The organism is Neotabrizicola shimadae, from assembly GCF_019623905.1.
GTDB lineage: Bacteria > Pseudomonadota > Alphaproteobacteria > Rhodobacterales > Rhodobacteraceae > Neotabrizicola > Neotabrizicola shimadae.
This window is the reverse complement of the sequence record NZ_CP069370.1, coordinates 2,629,824-2,647,505: the sequence shown is the minus strand read 5'-3', so window position 1 is coordinate 2,647,505 and position 17,682 is coordinate 2,629,824. Positions and strand designations below refer to the sequence as shown.

Below are 17,682 nucleotides of genomic sequence, written 5' to 3'. Positions count from 1 at the left end.
GATGTCCGCCATGACCTACCGCGTCGCCATTCTGGGAGCCTCGGGCTATACGGGGGCGGAACTTGTCCGTCTGCTGGCCACGCATCCCGACCTGCGCATCGTGGCGCTTTCGGCCGACCGCAAGGCGGGGCAGTCGATGGCCGAGGTCTTTCCCTTCCTGCGCCACCTGGACCTGCCGCGTCTGGTGAAGATCGACGAGATCGACTTTTCGGGCGTGGACCTGTGCTTCTGCGCGCTGCCCCATGCGACCACCCAGGCGGTGATCGCCGGTCTGCCGCGCGATCTGAAGATTGTAGACCTGTCGGCGGACTTCCGGCTGCGTGATCCGGCGGAATACGAAAAGTGGTACGGCCAGCCCCATGCCGCGGTGGAGGTGCAGAAGGAGGCCGTCTATGGCCTGACAGAGTTCTACCGCGAGGAAATCCGCAAGGGTCGGCTGGTCGCGGGGACGGGCTGCAACGCGGCAACCGGTCAATATGCCCTGCGGCCGCTGATTGCGGCGGGGGTGATCAACCTGGACGACATCGTGATCGACCTGAAGGCGGGGGTTTCCGGCGCGGGGCGGTCGTTGAAGGAAAACCTGCTTCATGCCGAGCTTTCGGGCGGCACGCACAGCTATTCGGCGGGCGGCAAGCACCGGCACCTGGGCGAGTTCGATCAGGAGTTCTCGAAGATTGCGGGGCGTCCGGTGCGGGTGCAGTTCACGCCGCATCTTCTGCCGATGAACCGGGGTATTCTGGCGACGGTCTATGTGAAGGGCGATCCGAACGCGGTTCATGCCACTCTGGCCACGGCCTATGCCGATGAGCCGTTCCTGAAAGTGCTTCCTTTCGGCGCACTCCCCTCGACAAGGGATATCGCGGGCTCCAACTTCTGCCATATCGGCGTGATCGGCGACCGCATTCCCGGGCGGGCCGTCGTGGTAGCCGTGCTGGACAACCTGACGAAGGGGTCGTCGGGCCAGGCGATCCAGAACGCCAACCTGATGCTGGGGATCGAGGAAACCACGGGGCTGATGCTGGCGCCCGTCTTCCCGTGAGGAGACAATGGCAGGTCTGAAGGGTCTGAAGAAGCAGCGGCGCATCCAGGTCATTGCCCTGGCCTTCGTGGCCTTGGCGGTGTCTGTCGGTCTGATCGGCTATGCCATGCGCGACGGGATCAATTTCTTTCGTTCACCCGCTCAGGTCGTGTCGGACCCGCCGCGCGCGGGCGAGGTGTTCCGCCTGGGCGGGCTGGTGGAAGAGGGCAGCCTGGTGCGTGGGCAGGGCGAGACGGTCAGCTTTGCGGTGACCGACGGCGCGGCCAAGGTGGCCGTCACCTATACCGGCGTGCTGCCGGATCTGTTCGCCGAAGGCCAGGGCGTTGTGGCCATGGGCGAGATGACGGGCGGCACATTCACCGCTTCTGAAATCCTGGCCAAGCACGACGAGACCTACATGCCCGCGGAAGTGATCGACGCCCTGAAGGAACAGGGCACGTACGTCGATCCGGCTGCAGCGGGCGGTTGATTGCTGCTTCGTTAACGTGATCGTCGGAGGCTGGCCGCAGTTGGAAGCTGCGGAGGCCCCATGCGATCCGTCCTGTCCCTTGCCGAGGAGATCGTCGCCCGTGAGGGCGGCTATGTGAACGACCCCGTCGACCCTGGCGGTGCCACGAACCATGGGGTGACGATCGGCACCCTGCGCCGGTTGGGACTGGATCTGACGGGCGATGGCCGGGTGAGCACCGCCGATGTGCGCAAGCTGACACGGGCTCAGGCGGTCGAAATCTTCATCGACCACTACTGGCGGCGTCCCGGCATCGAACGGCTGCCCGAGGACCTGCAGCCCGCTGTCTTCGATATGTATGTCAACGCGGGTGCCAATGCGGTGAAGATCCTGCAGCGGTTGCTGACGCGCCTTGGGCGGCCTTGCCCGGATGACGGGATCATCGGACCGCGCACGGTGGCCGCGGCCTATGGCGCGGGAGGTGGTATCGCCGAGGCCTATGCCATAGCGCGCAGGGACTACTACTACGCCCTGGCCGATGCCCGGCCCGCCAGCCGCAAGTATGCCCGAAGACGCGATGGCGGGAAGGGCGGGTGGATCACGCGGGCCGAGGAGTTCATGGCGCCGCAGCATCGTCTGAGCGAGGCGCAGCATCGGGAAAGGGTGGCGAAATGGGACTGAACATCCGCAATCTGGGCGAGACTTTGGGCGATCTGGCGGAGGGGCTTGTGGAGGGCGAGCCGGGGATCGGACAAGTGCCGATGCGCGAAACCGCCACATCCACGGGAAAGAAGGGCTACGACCGCGCCGTCGACGCGCTGAACCGGCTGCCGCGGCCGGTGGCGGCGCTTGGGGCGCTGGCGCTGATGGGGTTCGCGCTGGTGGATCCCGTTGGCTTCGAGGCGCGGATGCAGGCGCTGGCCGCCATGCCGGAAGAAATGTGGTGGCTGCTTGGCGGTGTGTTGACCTTTACCTTCGGCGCGCGCGAAGCGTTCTACATCCGTGCTGCGCGGAAGCCCAACGAGGCCGGAGAGCGGCGCTGAACGCGGGGCCGGGCGGTCCTGCGGCCTGCGAACCTTGACCTGTCCCGGTCCCTCTGTCATTGCGCGAGGAGGGAACGGGACTTGATCAAATGAACCTCTTTGCCGAAATCCGCGCGCTGGTCCTTGACGAGATCGCTGCGATGGTGGCGGCGGGCGAACTGCCCGCTGGCCTTGACCTTTCCGCCGTGGCGGTCGAGCCGCCGCGCGATCCGGCGCACGGCGACATGGCGACCAATGCGGCCATGGTGCTGGCCAAGCCTGCGGGACTGCCGCCGCGCCAGATCGCTGATGGTCTGGCGGCCGGCCTGTCGCGCGATCCGCGCGTGATTGCCGCCGAGGTGGCTGGTCCTGGATTCCTGAACCTTCGGTTGGCGCCCGGCGTCTGGCAGAGCCTTGTGCGTGATGTGCTGGAGGAGGGGGCCGACTACGGCCGGTCGAACATTGGTGCGGGCCAGAAGGTCAACGTCGAATTCGTTTCCGCCAACCCGACCGGTCCGATGCACGTGGCCCATGCCCGCGGCGCCGTGGTGGGCGATGCGCTGGCTAGCCTCCTGGCCTTTGCCGGCTGGGATGTGACGCGCGAATACTACATCAACGATGGCGGTGCGCAGGTGGATGTGCTGGCACGGTCCGCCTTCGAACGCTATCGCGAGGCGAACGGTCTGGAGCCTGAAATCCGCGAGGGGCTTTATCCGGGGGACTACCTCATCCCGGTTGGCGAGGCGCTGAAGGCAAAGTACGGGTCGAGCCTCTTGAACCAGCCGGAAGCGGTTTGGCTGAAAGACATCCGTGATTTCGCCACCGAAATGATGATGCAGATGATCCGCGATGATCTGCAGGCGCTTGGCGTTCGGATGGATGTCTATTCCAGCGAGAAGGCCCTTTACGGTACCGGAAAGATCGAGGCGGCGCTGAATACGCTGCGCGACAAGGGCCTGATCTACGAGGGCGTGCTGGAGCCGCCGAAGGGCAAGACCCCTGAGGATTGGGAGCCGCGGCAGCAGACGTTGTTCCGGTCCACCGCGCACGGCGATGACGTCGACCGCCCGGTGATGAAGTCGGACGGGTCCTGGACCTATTTTGCCCCGGACATCGCCTATCACTATGACAAGGTCACGCGCGGCTTTGACCAGCTGATCGACATCTTCGGTGCCGACCATTCCGGCTATGTGAAGCGGATGAAGGCGGCCGTTGCGGCCCTTTCGGATGGCAAGGTCCCGCTGGATATCAAGTTGATCCAGCTTGTGAAGCTGTTCAAGAACGGCCAGCCCTTCAAGATGTCGAAGCGCGCCGGAACCTTTGTGACGCTGCGCGACCTGATCGACGAGGTCGGCCCCGATGTCGTGCGCTTCGTGATGCTGACGCGCAAGAACGACATGGCGCTGGATTTCGACTTCGACAAGGTGCTGGAGCAGTCGAAGGACAACCCGGTCTTCTATGTGCAATACGCCAATGCGCGGGTGAATTCGGTGCTGCGCAAGGCGCGGGAAGCCGGGATCGTCTGCGACGACACCACGCTGGCTGCTGCAGATCTGGCCCGATTGGACAACACGGCGGAAATCGCCATGGCGGCGAAGCTGGCCGAATTCCCGCGGCTTGTGGAAATTGCTGCGCGCAACAACGAACCGCACCGTATAGCCTTCTACCTCTACGAGCTGGCGTCGGAATTCCACGGCCTGTGGAACCGCGGGAATGACGACGCATCTCTGCGTTTCATCCAGGAAGGTGACATTGCGACCTCGCAGGCGAAAATCGCCCTCGCGCGTGCCACGGGCGTTGTGATTTCCAATGGTTTGGGTATCCTTGGCGTCACTCCGGTCGAGGAAATGCGCTGACGAACAGGCGCCCGCCGGCGTGAACGGGCAAGAACGGGGTGGAACGGCCCCGGCGAGGCAGGCATGGCGGACGTTGAATACGACGAGGTCGGCGCGGTGGACGCCCCGATGCGCCCGCATCGGGTGCAGCGATTGGTGCATCTGGCCGGTGCGCTGACGTCGATTGCGCTGGTGCTGGGGCTTGGATACTGGGGCTACCGGATAGCGGTGCGGGATATTTCCGGCGTGCCCGTCGTGCGTGCGCTGGAAGGACCGCTGCGCATGGCGCCCGAGAACCCCGGCGGCGAGATCACGTTGCACCAGGGCCTTGCGGTCAATGCGATCCCTGAAGCCGGCATGGCCGAACCCGTGGCCGACCAGATTGCCCTGGCCCCGCGTGCTCAGGAATTGGCCGAGGAGGATATGCCCGGCCTAGTTCAGGCACCCGAGACCGTTGCCGCCGTGCCGGCGGTCGCGCCCGGATCGGCGGGTGTGGTGACGCCACCGCCTGTGTTGCCCGCGGCAGCCGCTGTCTCGCCGATCGAAGACCCCGAACAGTCGGTGGCAGATACCGCCACGGGCGAGGACCTGGAAGCCGCGCTTGCTGCTGCTGAGGCCCCGCTTATGGACCCCGAGACCGGGGCAGAGCCTGCTGTTGAGGACGTTGCCGAGGAGCCCGCGGCCAATGAGCCGGTTGAGAATCCGGCGGTGGCGAAATCGGTGAGGCCCCCGGCACGGCCAGCCCGTCTGGAAGGAGTTGCGGCGACCGCAGCTCCCAGCACTGACGCACCCGGCCCGGCCGCGCCACCGCGCGTGGTCGATCCGGCAACGCTCAAGATCGGCACGCGCCTTGTGCAGTTCGGTGCCTATGACAGCCCAGAGGCGGCAGAAGCCGACTGGACCCGCATCGCAACGCAATTCGCTGAACTGATGGCAGGCAAGGGCATGGTGGTACAGGCTGCGCAATCCGGGGGACGCGCCTTCTGGCGGTTGCGTGCCGAGGGGTTCGAGGACGACGCCGATGCCCGACGGTTCTGTGCCGCGCTTCAGGCGGAGAATGCGACCTGCATCCCGGTCGTGTGGAGATGACGGCCCGTCTGGCTGCCATCTTTGGCTGCTCTGGCGCGCAGCTTTTGGCGGAAGAGAGGGATTTCTTCCGTGACGCTCAGCCGGCGGGATTCATCCTGTTTGCCCGCAACGTCGAAGATCCCGCGCAGCTTGTACGCCTGACGTCGGATCTGCGCGAAGCTGTGGGCTGGGAGGCACCGATCCTGGTCGATCAGGAGGGGGGGCGTGTGCAGCGCCTTCGCGCGCCGCATTGGCGCGAATGGGCGCCACCTTTGGACACCGTGCTTGCCGCGCCGGATATGGGCACAGCCGCGCGGATCATGGGCCTGCGCATGAGGATCGTTGCGCGGGAGTTGCGGGCGGTGGGTATTGACGCCGATTGCGCGCCACTTGGCGACCTGGCGCTGGACGAGACTCACCCGTTTCTACGCAACCGGTGCTATGGCACCTCGGCAGATCAGGTGATCGCGGTTGCCCGTGCCGTTGCGGAGGGGCTGCTGGCCGGTGGTGTGCTTCCTGTGATGAAGCATCTGCCGGGCCATGGTCGAAGCTATACCGACACACACCACGCTGTGCCAACCGTGATGGCGGACCGCGCGACGCTGGCTGCGGAAGATTTCGCTCCGTTCCGTGCCCTGAATGACCTGCCGATGGCGATGACCGGCCACCTTGTCTTTGCGGCTTATGACGCGGAACGCCCTGCGACCCAGTCGCCGGAGATGATCCGCGTGATCCGCGAGGAATTAGGCTTTGCCGGGCTGCTGATGACGGACGACCTGAACATGCAGGCGCTGACTGGCAACCTGGCCGAACGGGCCGCTCTGGCGATCGCCGCGGGCTGCGATATCGCGCTGCACTGCAAGGGCGACATGATCGAGATGCAGCAGGTCGCCTCTGCCTGCGGTGATCTGACCGTCGCGGCCACCGCACGCCTTCGGGCGGCTCTTGCCCGTCGCCCCGAGCCCGACACGGTTGACATCGCTGCGCTGGAGGCGGACCTTGCGGCCCTCTCGCGCGGTGGGGCCCATGGCTGAGGAAGACTGGAGCATCGAACAGCTGAACCCGGCCGACCGGATGGCGGCCGAGGCGCTGATTGTCGATGTCGATGGTTATGAAGGACCGCTTGATCTGCTGCTGACCTTGTCGCGGACCCAGAAGGTGGACCTGCGCCGCATCTCTGTACTGCAACTGGCGGAGCAGTACCTGAGTTTCGTCGAGCGCGCTCAGGCATTGCGGATCGAACTTGCGGCCGATTACCTTGTGATGGCTGCCTGGCTGGCTTTCCTGAAATCGCGCCTTCTCTTGCCGCCCGAACCTGGGGTCGAGGGGCCCTCGGCAGAGGATCTGGCGGCTCACCTGGCCTTCCAGCTGGAACGCCTGCAGGCTATGCGGGAAGCGGCGGCGCGGTTGATGGCGCGCGACCAGAAGGGGCGGGATTTCTTTGCCCGCGGCTTGCCCGAAGACATGACGCTGCACCGCAAAGTCACGCATGTGGCAACGTTGCTGGACTTGATGCGTGCCTATGCCCGCATCCGCACCAAGGATGATTTCCGTCCCTTCGTGATGGACCGTGACCATGTCTTCACCATGGAACAGGCGCTGGACCGGATGCGAGGCTTGATCGGATATGCCGGCGAGTGGTCGGACCTCGCCTCCTTCCTGCCAGATGGCTGGACCGCCACGCCCATGCGCCGCCGGTCTTCTGTCGCGGCACATTTCGCGGCTGTGCTGGAGCTTGCCAAGCGTGGCCAGATCGACCTGCGCCAATCCGAGACCTTCGCCCCCCTGCAGATCAAGCGCCGGGAGGGGGCATGAGCGACGGTGAAGAGAAGAGCCTCTTCGCCGCCCCGCCAATGGGCGAGCAGGAACGGATGGTGGAGGCGATCCTGTTCGCCTCGGCAGATCCGGTCACCGTGGCTGACCTGCAATCGCGGATGCCGCATGGCTGCGACCCGGCGGAGGCGCTGGTGCACTTGCGCAAGCGGTACGAGGGAAGGGGGGTGGCACTGACCCGTGTGGGTGACGCCTGGGCCTTCCGAACCGCGCCGGACCTGGGCTTTCTGATGCGGAAGGAGACGGTGGAGCAGCGCAAGATGTCGCGCGCCGCGATCGAGACGCTTGCGATCGTGGCCTACCACCAGCCTGTCACCCGTGCCGAGATCGAGGAAATCCGGGGTGTCGCCGTCAGTCCTGGGACCATCCAGCAGTTGATGGAGATGGACTGGATCCGCCTGGGCCGTCGGCGCATGACTCCTGGACGCCCTGTGACCTTCGTGGTGACGGAGGCGTTCCTCGATCATTTCGGCCTGGAAAGCGCCCGTGACTTGCCAGGGCTGAAGGAGTTGCGTGCCGCCGGTCTTCTGGACAATCGCCCCCTGCCAGGATCCATGCGCGAGACGCCGGAGCCGGAGGAGGAGCAGGCGACGGGTCAGACGGAACTGTTCGAAGACTGAACGCGCAGGGTTCCGGGGTAGAGGGTGGCGATCCGGGGCCCGTTCGTTGCGGGATATCTTCCTCATTGCTTGCCCGCTGAACGGCTATAGGTTCGTTGCGGGCTGGCGGATGATCCCGACCGGCTGAACGTGACCACCAGCCATGCGGCCTCGGTCGCCATGTCTTGGTCGCCGAAGGAGTGCCCGATGTCATCTTCTCCGTTCCAGATCGACGATGCACGCTTCATGCATCTGATCGCTCCGTCCGCTCGGTTGGACGAGCTCTATTCGGGATGCAGGTGGGCCGAAGGGCCGGTTTGGTTCGGTGACCTTGGATGCCTCCTGTGGAGCGATATTCCCAACCAGCGCATCTTGCGCTGGTCATCCGATGCCATGGGCGGTGGCGCGGTTACAGTGTTCCGCCAGCCATCCAACTTTGCCAATGGCCATACCCGCGACCGGCTGGGTCGGCTTGTAACCTGCGAGCACGGCGGACGCCGTGTGACCCGAACCGAAGTGGATGGCTCGATCACGGTTCTGGCCGAAAGCTATCAGGGCAAGCGGTTGAATTCGCCCAATGATGTTATTGTGGCCAGCGATGGTGGCGTGTGGTTCAGCGATCCGACTTATGGAATCCTGTCCGACTACGAAGGCTATCAGGCGGAACCGGAGCAGCCGGTGCGGGGCGTCTACCGACTTGCGCCAGACGGTCAGCTTGCAAGAGTGGCCGAGGACTTTCTGCAACCGAACGGACTGGCTTTCTCGCCAGATGAGCGGACGCTTTATATTGCCGACAGCGGCGCCAGCCACGTCCCCGATGCGCCGCGCCACATCCTTGCTTGCGACCAGAGGGACGGGCGGCTATCCGGCCGGCGGGTCTTTGCCACCATCGATGAGGGTATCCCCGATGGCATGCGCGTGGACTCGCAGGGCAATCTCTGGTCGTCCGCCGGGGATGGAGTGCATTGCTTCGCCCCAGATGGGACTCGGCTTGGCAAGATCCTGGTGCCGCAGGCGGTCGCAAATCTTGCCTTTGGCGGCCCGCGCCGGAACCGGCTGTTCATTACGGCTTCGGCCTCGCTTTATGCGATTTACCTTGCGGTCTCCGGGGCGAAAACCTTGTAGCGAAGGGGCCGGGGCCGGCCCCGATTGGAGCCGGCCCCGCAATTCTTACAGCATCACGTCCCCGCGTTGCAGACTGGATACCCCGTCGAGGTAGACCGCGAAGTCTGCGATGCGGTCTCCGTTCAGGTCGGCCTCAAGGAGGACCCCGCCGGTGATCGCGCGCCAGTGCAAGGCTCCCGCCGTCCCGTTGAATGCCAGGTTGTCTCGCCAGACGAAGGCATCGTTATCCGCATCGCGGATGTCGGCGTCGATGTTGCGCAGGTCGATATCGTCAACGCCCGACTCGAAGTCGACAATCCGGTCTCGGCCGGCTACCGCAACGGTACTGTCGCTGACAGCGAGGAACTGGAAGTCATCAGCGCCAGCGCCACCGGTGAGAATGTCGCGCCCTGCGCCACCGACGATCAAGTCCCGACCGCCACCACCAGAAATCCGGTCGGAGCCGAGACTGCCGTACAGGCTGTCATTGCCGCCGAAACCCCGGACAACATCAGAGAAGTCGCTGCCCCAATACGTGTCGCCACCGGTCGAGCCAAGTAGGTTGTGGCCTTGGTACCAAATCACATTCATCAGGAGTGTGGTGTCTATCGTTTCGCCCCCTGGCCCGCCGCCCATGAAGCTGGCAATCAGATTGTGGACATCGCCGCGAACATGCGGTGCGTTCGACAGATCGAGGCCGGAGATCGAAATTGACTCGGTTGCCGTCGTGACGATGCCGCCGTTCAGCACGAGGTCGCCCGTCCCGGTATTCAAGGCGTTGCCGAGTGTTGTCAGGCGGATGGTGTTGATTGTTCCGCTGACAACATGGTCCGAGAAAGTGTACAGGAAATTCGACCCTTCGACGAGGATCGCCTTGGTATTGGACTCCTGGCCCGTGACAGGTGTGTCCAAGTGGACGACCTGCGTCGTGCTGGAACTGCTGGGTCCCAGGAACAGCGGCAGTTCGAACGGAGTGAAGTCCGCGAAGAAGGACTGATACTGTGCGACGAAGTTGACGCCAGCACCGGTCACGGGATCGGCGGTCAGGGATATCGTGATGGTCATGTCGATGCTCCTAATGGCCGTGCGCGTCAGAACGTAAAGGTCAGCGAGGCCAGTGCGTTGAACCCTGGCGACGGCTGGGTGTTGAGGTATTGGGTGTATTCCTCGTCGGTCAGGTTGTTCAGAGCGATGCCGAAGTTGCCGGTCGCGCCGACGGGAATGTTGAAGAACAGGTCGATGGTCTGCCACGCATCCGTGGACAGTTCGCCTTCTTCGCGCGCCGCCACGCTGGTCAGGCGCGCACCGGCTTCGCGCATCGTCTCGATATCGCGGAGCCCAAGGGTCATGACCATCCGGTTTGGCGGTATGCCTGCGGCTTCTTCGCCGGTGGCCATATCGGTGCCGTTGATCTGCTGGCCTGAAAGGGACGCAAAGACCCATTCGGCGTCGTAGGAAAGCTCCAGTTCGACGCCCTCGATACGCACCTGGTCGATGTTCGCGTACTGGTAGTAGCCGTTGAAGATGCCTCCCCGGCGCACCAGGCCGATGTAGTCGTCCACGTCGTTGCGATACGCCGCAATCTGCCCGGTCAGGGTGTCTCCCGCCACCATTAGGTCGTTCATGGCGAGCGTTGCCCCGATCTCCTGGTTGAAGCTGCTTTCGGGCTTCAGGTCCGGATTCGGGCGGATATAGAACGTGGCGGGTGGAGGGTGCTGCCCATTCACCAGCGATTCCGAGAGTGTGGGCGGCCGATAGGCCTGGGCCGCCGTGGCATACAGTGTCAGGGCCGATCCAACCTGCTGGCTGATCGTCAGCGATGGAGACGTGCCGGTTCCTTCCGAACTGCCGTCATCGCTGGACAGCCGATAGCTGTCAAAACGCAGGCCAATCGTGGCTTGTGTCGTCTCTGTCAGACCGATGGCATCTTCGGCATAGACCGACCAGATGTCTCGGATGCCCGAGGCAGTCAGGCTGCCCAGCGGCGAGTTCGGATCATCCGTCGTGACATTGTCCTGGAACATTTCCACGACGAAGGCGAGATCGTGTTCAATTGCGCCGGTCTGTGCAAAACCGTCCAGTTGGGCCCGCAGCCCGTCGGTTGCCGTTTCATAGGATCGCTCGAGCCCGTCGAGCGCGCCTGTCTCCGCGTCTTCCAACTGCTGCGAGACCTGCGTGACAGTGCGGTAGAGTGTTGCATCCAGCGACCAAGGATCCGATTCGTCGCCAAGGCTGTAGTCCAGGATGAAGTTTCTTGCCGTCTGATCATTGTCACGCGGGTAACCCTCGCTGACCCCAGTGTAGAAGTCCGAGGTCATCTGCGAGGCCGAGAACGTGAGTTGCTGACGGTCGTCGATGGCATAGGACAACTTCGCGAGACCCGAGAGAGTCGTGGCCTCGGCTTCGACGAAAGTTCCGTCTCCCGAGGTGTAGTTGGCCGCCGACGTTCGTGTGAAAGCCAGAAGGGCCGTGGCGGATTCGTTCAGTTGCGTTGCCCAGGCGGCGTGGACGGTCGGTTCAGCCAGCAGTGTGCCGAACCGCAGGCGCGCTTCGCCGCCCTGGGTTTCCCCTTCGGCGATCAGATCTTCCGCGGTCACTGTTCGCAGCACCAGCGTCCCGCCGATGGCACCGGCGCTGGCGTCGGCACTTGCCGTGCCGCGCACCACTTCCATGCTCCTAAGCATCTCGGGATCGGTGTAGAAGGACGAACCGATACCGTGCCCTTCGCGCCCATAGTTCTGACGGGCCCCGTCGATGGTCACGGCGACTCGGCCATCTCCCTGCAAGCCGCGAATGTTGACTGCAACAGCCGGATCTCCGGGAATGGTCTCGGCAGTGACGCCAGCGAAACCTTCGAGGATGGTCTGGATCGACGCGCCGGCATACTGGATTGCCATCTGCGCCTGTTCGATGACCGATTCCGATGGTGTCCCGGTGCCGCCTGCCTGGCCCAAGGCTTCCTCATCAGAGACGACGATGGCGTCCAGAACTGTGCCATCACCATCTTCCTCCTGAGCAATGGCAGGGCCTGCTGCTGCGAGTGTGGTGATCGCAAGGACCTTTAGTCCCTGCTTGGGACGGATGGCACGTGGGGTCATGGTGAAGCCTTCGCAGATGGAGGTGCGGCAGATCGGATCTGCCGCACCTGCCTGGTGGATCAGAACAGGATCGACACCGAGTCGAGGTCGGCGGCTGTCAGGCCCTCGAGGCGGATCGTCTGCGTTCCAGTGACAAGATCGACGTAGTCCGCGGTCTCGGTAACTGTGAGGTCGTCCAGGCTGGTCAGCCCGAACTGCCGCAGCGACAGGCGGTCGACGCCCGTCTCGAAATCGGTGATGATATCGATGTCTGATTGTGCGGGCAGTTTGGCAATTATGAAGGTATCCGCCCCGGAACCGCCTGTCAGAAGATCACGCCCGCCGCCGCCCACAAGCCGGTCAGCGCCAGAGCCACCACGCAGGATATCGGCTCCACCATTGCCGAACAGCAGGTCGTCGCCTGCATCGCCAAGCAGCACATCCCTGCCGCCGGCTCCCCGCATGGTGTCATTGCCCGCGCCACCCATCAGCACATCATCGTGATTGTAGGCGACTACGGAGTCGTTCCCGGCGCTACCGGTGAACTCGACCGCGTAGGTCGAGATCAGATCGTACAGATAAGCGGCATCGAGGGCGTTTACCGCCTTGTAGACACCGTAGACCAGGTTGGTCGAAGTGTCGGTGCCGCTGCCGGCTGCGGCAGAGAGATCCAGACCGTCGATCAAAAGCCCGGTGGCAAGCCCTGCAATCTCACCGGACTCGCCGATACCCTGAGTACCGGTCGCTACGCCATCGACCCAGGTGCCGAAGGTGAGGCTGTCGATATGCCCCGAGATTCCGTGGCCAAAGGACGAGCCATAATGGATGTAGTCATAGGCAAGGTCTGCCCCTTCGATGAGCGCGACCGAGGGGGAAGCAGCTTCGCCCTCTGTGTAGGTGGACAGCACCTGAGAGCCGCTGACATTATAGGGCCGGCCGTAGAAGATATCGGGCGTTCCGCCGTAGAAATCGTTCGAGTCGGCGGCCAGCGACGAAAAGAACGTGTTGATGTAGCTGTTGAAGTCCACGCCCGAGAGGGCGCTCGCGTCGATGGTCAGGGCTTTGGTCAAGATCATGCCTTTCAGTCCAGCGGACAATGTCCGCCCAGTTGCGGGTTCACCTTGCGGGTACGCGGCATGGGACTGGCAGAAGGGCGCTCAAGGCCGGAACACTTCCGGAACTTCTTGCAGGGCCAAAGCGGGCTGCATGCAGACACCGTCCGTTAGCAAATGCCTATTGTTTCTGTCAACATTTATTCTTCGGAATGGGCGTCCTAGGGTGAAAATCGGATTGGCAACGAGAAGACGTGACGGTTGCCTTCAAGTGCCTCTGGTGCCTTGGGAAATCGGCCTGCACGGCGAACCGCGGCCAACGCAGCCTTGTCCAGTTCGACATTGCCCGAAGATCGCGTGACCGAGACGCTTTCAAGTGATCCTGTTGTCCCGATCACCATACGTACAACCACTTCACCATTGGCACCCTGGGCGGCCCTGGGATAGGCCTTGCGACGCTCGACCCTCTTTCGGATTGCCGCGCCCCATTGCGCCTTTGCATCCGTAGCGCCAGCTCTCGAAGCCGCCGAAGACTGCGGCTGCGTCGAGGCCGCTTCTACCGAGCTGGAAGACGGCTCTGCATCCGGAGTAGCAGCCTTGATAGCCTTCTCCCGTTCGGGGCGGGCCATCGGACGGGCTTCGGCGAGAGCCGGATCTGCCGCCACCGTAAAATCGGGCTCTGGGCTCGGCTGCATTGCGGGGACCGGTGGCCTGTCCGGCGTCGCCTGATCCGGCAGCATTGCCTCTGGCATCGGAGCGAGCGCAGAGTCGGGCTCTGATAGATTGACGGGAGGTTGATGGGCGGCGGGTGGAAGTGGGTCGGGCAGAGACGCCGCGACCGCCGATACAGATGGTGGAGGAGCTGGAACCGCGGCTACGGGGGGCAAAGGCTCAAGTTCAAGGATGATCGCCTCTTGGACCCCGCGTTCGTCTCCTATCTGACGCTCTGTCCAGATCAACGTTCCGCCAAGGACCGTTGTTACCAGAGTGCAGGACAGGAGCCAGCCTGCTCCCTCGGCCAGTCGGTCGCGTCGGCGCAGAGGCATGTGCCAACTCAAGGAATGCGTCATGGCGGGCTACCCTCGATGCCGACGAGGGCGACCCTAAGGTATCCTGCGGTCCGCAGATCTCCCATGAGCTGCATCAGCGCGCCGTAGTCCACGCTGCGGTCGGCGCGAACAAAGATGCGGCGATCACGCTGTTGCCCGGTGCGGGCATCGAGTACCGCTGCCAATCCTTCGCGAGGAACAGTGGTCGTGTCGACGACGAGCGTCAGATCCTTCTGTAGCGTCAGGTAGAGAGGGTCTTCGGGTGGAGGACCTGGCGGGGCACTTGTCCCTGGCAGGTCAACCGGCACATCGACTGTGGAAAGTGGTGCTGCAACCATGAAGATGATCAAGAGCACCAGCATCACGTCTATGAAAGGTGTGACGTTGATCTCGTGGAGTTCCCCTTCATCCTCGGGATCGCCGCCTCCGACAGAAAAGCCCACTTCATGCCCTCCCCGCGCGGCCGAAGTCCAGATCGCGGCTGACCAACCGTTCCACCGTCGCGGCGGCATCGCCCAGCATCAACCGATAGGTCGCGATCCGGCGGCTGAACACATTGTATATGACCACGGCAGGGATTGCCGCGACGAGCCCGATGGCTGTGGCCAAGAGCGCCTCGGCAATGCCGGGCGCAACGACGGCGAGGTTCGAGGACCGGCTTTCCGCGATCCCGACGAAGGCATTCATGATTCCCCACACGGTGCCGAACAGACCGACGAAAGGAGCGATGGCGCCGATTGTGGCCAGCAGACCCGTACCCCGCCGCAATCGACTGGTCGCTGCCGCATCCGCCCGGTTCAGCAAGGACCTCACCCGCTCCTTGATGCCATCCGGACCGGCCCGTTCGATTGCAGGAGCGGATTGGACCAATTCATGGAACGCCGCCTTCGCCATCAAGGCGGACGGATCCAGACGTGCGCCGAGACCGTCCGCTGCCTCTGCCAGAGACTGCGCCGTAGCAATGACTGCGAGACTGTGCCTGACCCGCCGACGCGCCAGTCCGATCTCGACCGATTTGTACAGCAGGATCGTCCAGCTGACGACCGTGGCGAGAACCAGCAGGATCATCACCCCCTTCACCACTGGATGGGCCGCCCGGTACATTCCCATGGGCGTCAAATCGGGCAGCCTTACGCCCTTCGGCGCACCATCGGGCAAGGAAACTGACGTGCCCTGATGTCCGAAGTCGATGCCGGGGAGGCTCGGTGGCGCTTCGGATGCTGGTGCCGAGAGACCTCCGGGGGCTGTGGTTACGACATCGGGCGGTGCTTCTTGGCTAGAGGCATGACCTGACGCGATCGCGACCCAAATGACTCCGGCAATAGCCATGACAGCCGCCGGACGGAGCGAGAGACGAGGCGAAGAAGCACTCATTGGGATACCGGTCAGAAGAGGGATGAGCCTATCTGGCCGGACCGTGATCCTGCTGGATTTCGCTTGGCTTAGGGTTTTAGTCGGGTTTCCTGTCCTGGGCAAGTGCTCGCCAGGACAGCCACACCGACGGCGTCAGATGTTCTCGGCCTGGGGGAAGCCCATGATATGGTAACCGCCATCTACGTGAACGATCTCGCCTGTCGTCGCTGCGCCATAGGCCGAACACAACCAGACTGCGGTGCCACCGATGGTCTCCAGAGTTGCGTTGGCACGCAAAGGTGCGTTTTCCTCGGTATGCCGGAAGGTCGCCCGCGCACCCCCAATCGCCGAACCTGCTAGCGTCTTCATCGGGCCAGGCGATATGGCATTCACGCGTATGCCCTGTGGACCAAGGTCGTTGGCCAAATAGCGCGTCGCGCTTTCCAGCGCCGCCTTCGCCACACCCATCACGTTGTAGTTGGGCGATATCCGGTTCGATCCTTGGAAGGTCAGGGTAATCAGACTGCCGCCATCTGTCATCAGATCGGCGGCCCTGCGGGCGCAGTCGATGAACGAAAAACAGGAAATGTTCAAAGAATTCAAGAAATTGCCGCGTGTCGTATTCACGAAGCGACCGGTCAGTTCCGCCTTGTCTGAAAATGCTATGGCATGAATCAGGAAATCCAACCGCCCCCAGGTTTCGCGCAAGGTGGCAAAGCAGGCGTCGAGGCTTTCTTCATTTGCCACGTCAACATCGACCAGCAGCTCCGATCCCACCGAGGCGGCCAACGGTTGGACTCGCTTGCCGAAGGCGTCGCCCTGATACGAGAAGGCCAGTTCCGCACCTTCTGCAGCCAAGGCCGAGGCGATACCCCAAGCAATGGAACGTTCGTTCGCGACACCCATCACGAGGCCGCGCTTGCCTGTCATCAGTCCGGGCATGATGCCTCCGTCAGTCGAGGTACTTGCTCATCACGAGCGTCGCGTTGGTTCCGCCAAATCCGAAGGAGTTCGACAAAACCGAATCCAGATCGACCCCTTCACGCAGTGTCGTCACGATCTCCGACGGGTCCAGCGCGGGATCCAGCGTGGTCACATTGGCCGAAGCCGCAATGAACCGGCCGTTCAACATCAGAAGCGAATAGATCGCCTCATGCACCCCGGTTGCACCAAGAGAATGACCGGTAAGCGACTTCGTCGAGGAAATGGGCGGCGTCTTTCCCTTTCCGAACACTCGGCGGATCGCCTCTACTTCCGTCACGTCGCCCACAGAGGTCGACGTGCCATGGCTGTTGATGTAGTCGATCCGGCGACTTTCCGGCAAGGTCGAGAGCGCCACCCGCATCGACCGCTCGCCGCCTTCGCCGCTCGGCGCCACCATGTCGTAGCCGTCCGATGTGGCCCCGTAGCCGGTGACCTCGGCATAGATCTTGGCGCCCCGGGCCAGCGCATGGTTCAATTCTTCTAGAACCACCACCCCGCCACCGCCGGCGATGACAAAGCCGTCGCGTGTCGCATCATAGGGTCGCGAAGCGGTCTCCGGCGCATCATTGTACTTTGACGACATCGCGCCCATGGCATCGAACAGGCAGGACAGCGTCCAGTCAAGTTCCTCTCCGCCGCCGGCGAAAACGATGTCCTGTTTGCCCATCTGGATCAACTCCGACCCGTTGCCCACGCAATGTGCCGAGGTCGAGCAGGCCGATGTGATCGAGTAGTTCACGCCCTTGATCTTGAACGGGGTGGCAAGACACGCAGAGACGGTCGAGGACATGCCCTTGGTGACACTGAAGGGGCCAATGCGCTTGGGACTTCCGCTTTCGCGCACGATGTTGTGGGCGCGGAAGAAACTCTTGGTCGAAGGACCACCCGAACCCACGATGATGCCAGTGCGTTCATTCGAGATGTCGGCCTCGGAAAGACCGCTGTCCTTCACCGCTTCGGTCATGGCGATGAAGGTGTAGGCCGCTCCATCGCCCATGAAGCGCAGGTCGCGCTTGTCGATGTGATCCTCGAGCACGATGTTCGGCTGACCGTGCACGCGCGACCGGAAGCCGTGCTCTGCATAGTCCGGTGCAAAGACGATGCCCGACTTGCCGGAGCGAAGGCTGGCTTCGACCTCGGCCGCATTGTTGCCGATGGGCGAGACGATCCCGATGCCGGTGATGACGACGCGACGCATGGGGTACTCCTTCAGTAAGGG

The 17,682-nt window shown here is 63.4% G+C and carries 18 protein-coding genes; 10 read left to right on the top strand and 8 right to left on the bottom strand.

Going from position 1 to position 17,682, the window contains the following annotated elements:
• The first annotated feature begins 10 nt into the window (after nucleotides 1–10).
• From argC to JO391_RS12840, 10 genes are all read left to right on the top strand, one after another.
• Nucleotides 11–1,039, top strand: coding sequence for an N-acetyl-gamma-glutamyl-phosphate reductase (gene argC / locus JO391_RS12885; protein WP_220660883.1), 1,029 nt, complete (start codon nucleotides 11–13; stop codon nucleotides 1,037–1,039).
• 16 nt (nucleotides 1,040–1,055) lie between these two features.
• Nucleotides 1,056–1,508, top strand: coding sequence for a cytochrome c maturation protein CcmE (ccmE, locus tag JO391_RS12880; protein ID WP_220664554.1), 453 nt, complete (start codon nucleotides 1,056–1,058; stop codon nucleotides 1,506–1,508).
• A gap of 60 nt (nucleotides 1,509–1,568) precedes the next feature.
• A complete protein-coding gene (locus JO391_RS12875; RefSeq protein ID WP_220660882.1) occupies nucleotides 1,569–2,168 on the top strand; it encodes a holin-associated N-acetylmuramidase in 600 nt (199 codons plus the stop codon).
• Complete coding sequence (locus JO391_RS12870; protein ID WP_220660881.1) at nucleotides 2,159–2,530, top strand: 3TM-type holin; 372 nt, start codon at nucleotides 2,159–2,161, stop codon at nucleotides 2,528–2,530. The genes JO391_RS12875 and JO391_RS12870 overlap by 10 nt, the downstream gene beginning before the upstream one ends.
• Nucleotides 2,531–2,619: 89 nt before the next feature.
• Nucleotides 2,620–4,365, top strand: coding sequence for an arginine--tRNA ligase (argS, locus tag JO391_RS12865; protein WP_220660880.1), 1,746 nt, complete (start codon nucleotides 2,620–2,622; stop codon nucleotides 4,363–4,365).
• A 63-nt stretch (nucleotides 4,366–4,428) separates the two neighbouring features.
• Nucleotides 4,429–5,433: an SPOR domain-containing protein gene (locus JO391_RS12860; protein ID WP_220660879.1), complete on the top strand. Its 1,005-nt coding sequence runs from the start codon at nucleotides 4,429–4,431 to the stop codon at nucleotides 5,431–5,433.
• A complete protein-coding gene (locus tag JO391_RS12855) occupies nucleotides 5,424–6,446 on the top strand; it encodes a glycoside hydrolase family 3 N-terminal domain-containing protein (protein ID WP_375155665.1) in 1,023 nt (340 codons plus the stop codon). The genes JO391_RS12860 and JO391_RS12855 overlap by 10 nt, the downstream gene beginning before the upstream one ends.
• Nucleotides 6,439–7,227 (top strand): segregation and condensation protein A, encoded by a 789-nt coding sequence (locus JO391_RS12850; RefSeq protein ID WP_220660877.1) that lies wholly within the window; start codon nucleotides 6,439–6,441, stop codon nucleotides 7,225–7,227. The genes JO391_RS12855 and JO391_RS12850 overlap by 8 nt, the downstream gene beginning before the upstream one ends.
• Nucleotides 7,224–7,865, top strand: a complete 642-nt coding sequence (scpB, locus tag JO391_RS12845; protein WP_220660876.1) for an SMC-Scp complex subunit ScpB — start codon at nucleotides 7,224–7,226, stop codon at nucleotides 7,863–7,865. Before JO391_RS12850 ends, scpB begins: the two co-directional genes overlap by 4 nt.
• Before the next feature lie 129 nt (nucleotides 7,866–7,994).
• Nucleotides 7,995–8,969 (top strand): SMP-30/gluconolactonase/LRE family protein, encoded by a 975-nt coding sequence (locus tag JO391_RS12840; RefSeq protein WP_310795036.1) that lies wholly within the window; start codon nucleotides 7,995–7,997, stop codon nucleotides 8,967–8,969.
• Between the two features lie 45 nt (nucleotides 8,970–9,014).
• Here JO391_RS12840 and JO391_RS12835 read toward each other — a convergent pair whose 3' ends face one another.
• From JO391_RS12835 to fabB, 8 genes are all read right to left on the bottom strand, one after another.
• Nucleotides 9,015–10,013 (bottom strand): calcium-binding protein, encoded by a 999-nt coding sequence (locus JO391_RS12835; RefSeq protein WP_220660875.1) that lies wholly within the window; start codon nucleotides 10,011–10,013, stop codon nucleotides 9,015–9,017.
• A 26-nt stretch (nucleotides 10,014–10,039) separates the two neighbouring features.
• Entirely contained in the window at nucleotides 10,040–12,046 is a 2,007-nt protein-coding gene (locus JO391_RS12830; RefSeq protein WP_220660874.1) for a TonB-dependent receptor domain-containing protein, read from the bottom strand.
• 59 nt (nucleotides 12,047–12,105) lie between these two features.
• Complete coding sequence (locus tag JO391_RS12825) at nucleotides 12,106–13,095, bottom strand: calcium-binding protein (protein WP_220660873.1); 990 nt, start codon at nucleotides 13,093–13,095, stop codon at nucleotides 12,106–12,108.
• A gap of 203 nt (nucleotides 13,096–13,298) precedes the next feature.
• Entirely contained in the window at nucleotides 13,299–13,706 is a 408-nt protein-coding gene (locus tag JO391_RS12820) for an energy transducer TonB (protein ID WP_220660872.1), read from the bottom strand.
• 437 nt (nucleotides 13,707–14,143) lie between these two features.
• Nucleotides 14,144–14,569: a TonB system transport protein ExbD gene (exbD, locus tag JO391_RS12815; RefSeq protein WP_259444694.1), complete on the bottom strand. Its 426-nt coding sequence runs from the start codon at nucleotides 14,567–14,569 to the stop codon at nucleotides 14,144–14,146.
• Nucleotide 14,570: 1 nt separating this feature from the next.
• Nucleotides 14,571–15,230, bottom strand: coding sequence for a tonB-system energizer ExbB (gene exbB / locus JO391_RS12810; RefSeq protein ID WP_259444903.1), 660 nt, complete (start codon nucleotides 15,228–15,230; stop codon nucleotides 14,571–14,573).
• A 402-nt stretch (nucleotides 15,231–15,632) separates the two neighbouring features.
• The gene (locus tag JO391_RS12805) at nucleotides 15,633–16,421 is read right to left on the bottom strand and encodes an enoyl-ACP reductase FabI (protein ID WP_220660869.1); all 789 of its coding nucleotides are present in this window, start codon (nucleotides 16,419–16,421) and stop codon (nucleotides 15,633–15,635) included.
• Nucleotides 16,422–16,431: 10 nt separating this feature from the next.
• The gene (fabB, locus tag JO391_RS12800; RefSeq protein ID WP_220660868.1) at nucleotides 16,432–17,661 is read right to left on the bottom strand and encodes a beta-ketoacyl-ACP synthase I; all 1,230 of its coding nucleotides are present in this window, start codon (nucleotides 17,659–17,661) and stop codon (nucleotides 16,432–16,434) included.
• Nucleotides 17,662–17,682 lie beyond the last annotated feature (21 nt).

What these genes read in the sequence shown, in the direction of transcription:
- argC (WP_220660883.1), top strand. Translation starts at nt 11, where the DNA reads ATGACCTACCGCGTCGCCATTCTGGGAGCCTCGGGCTATACGGGGGCG.
- JO391_RS12875 (WP_220660882.1), top strand. Translation starts at nt 1,569, where the DNA reads ATGCGATCCGTCCTGTCCCTTGCCGAGGAGATCGTCGCCCGTGAGGGC.
- JO391_RS12870 (WP_220660881.1), top strand. Translation starts at nt 2,159, where the DNA reads ATGGGACTGAACATCCGCAATCTGGGCGAGACTTTGGGCGATCTGGCG.
- argS (WP_220660880.1), top strand. Translation starts at nt 2,620, where the DNA reads ATGAACCTCTTTGCCGAAATCCGCGCGCTGGTCCTTGACGAGATCGCT.
- JO391_RS12860 (WP_220660879.1), top strand. Translation starts at nt 4,429, where the DNA reads ATGGCGGACGTTGAATACGACGAGGTCGGCGCGGTGGACGCCCCGATG.
- JO391_RS12850 (WP_220660877.1), top strand. Translation starts at nt 6,439, where the DNA reads ATGGCTGAGGAAGACTGGAGCATCGAACAGCTGAACCCGGCCGACCGG.
- scpB (WP_220660876.1), top strand. Translation starts at nt 7,224, where the DNA reads ATGAGCGACGGTGAAGAGAAGAGCCTCTTCGCCGCCCCGCCAATGGGC.
- JO391_RS12835 (WP_220660875.1), bottom strand. Translation starts at nt 10,013, where the DNA reads ATGACCATCACGATATCCCTGACCGCCGATCCCGTGACCGGTGCTGGC.
- JO391_RS12830 (WP_220660874.1), bottom strand. Translation starts at nt 12,046, where the DNA reads ATGACCCCACGTGCCATCCGTCCCAAGCAGGGACTAAAGGTCCTTGCG.
- JO391_RS12820 (WP_220660872.1), bottom strand. Translation starts at nt 13,706, where the DNA reads ATGGCCCGCCCCGAACGGGAGAAGGCTATCAAGGCTGCTACTCCGGAT.
- exbB (WP_259444903.1), bottom strand. Translation starts at nt 15,230, where the DNA reads ATGTACCGGGCGGCCCATCCAGTGGTGAAGGGGGTGATGATCCTGCTG.
- JO391_RS12805 (WP_220660869.1), bottom strand. Translation starts at nt 16,421, where the DNA reads ATGCCCGGACTGATGACAGGCAAGCGCGGCCTCGTGATGGGTGTCGCG.
- fabB (WP_220660868.1), bottom strand. Translation starts at nt 17,661, where the DNA reads ATGCGTCGCGTCGTCATCACCGGCATCGGGATCGTCTCGCCCATCGGC.